Here is a 483-nt window from a genome sequence, read left to right as displayed (position 1 = left end):
ACTTCTAGTGGTGCCAAGCCGCCGATTCTCATGAGCACCAGCGAAATGACGGTGATGATGCCAGCCACGAGAATGCGCAAAATTTTCGGCGGTTCATTTTTACTCATATCGAGTGTGCTCGTATAGGCCGCAATCGTATAAGTCGTTGAATCGAGTGTCGTCGTCAGGAAAATCAGCGCGACGATGATGAAGACAACGATCGCGAGCCCGCCAAGCGGCAAGGTCCCAAGTATCTCAGGGATCGCCCCCATCCGGTTGTCCTTCACCATATCCAAAATCGGCAATTCCCCTGTCAAGTAGCGATGAACGAAAAAAAAAAACACTGCAGCAAATACGCCCTCCATACATACTGCGCCATATACACCTTTCCCACTCCAAGACCACAACACCCATCTCACATGCCATTCTCTGTTACATACAGAAACACACAAATACACAACTGCTAAACACACATAGCATATCGTACATTCACAGTATATATCA

At 47.6% G+C, this 483-nt stretch carries 1 protein-coding gene; it reads right to left on the bottom strand.

What is annotated here, in order from left to right; genetic code table 11:
* On the bottom strand, positions 1-344 hold a 344-nt coding region (locus BHE18_RS23695), incomplete at its 3' end, for a BCCT family transporter (protein ID WP_440480406.1).
* Positions 345-483 lie beyond the last annotated feature (139 nt).

It is taken from the genome of Rossellomorea aquimaris, from assembly GCF_001877785.1.
Lineage (GTDB): Bacteria > Bacillota > Bacilli > Bacillales > Bacillaceae_B > Rossellomorea > Rossellomorea aquimaris_A.
This window is presented reverse-complemented; position numbering and strand designations above follow the sequence as displayed.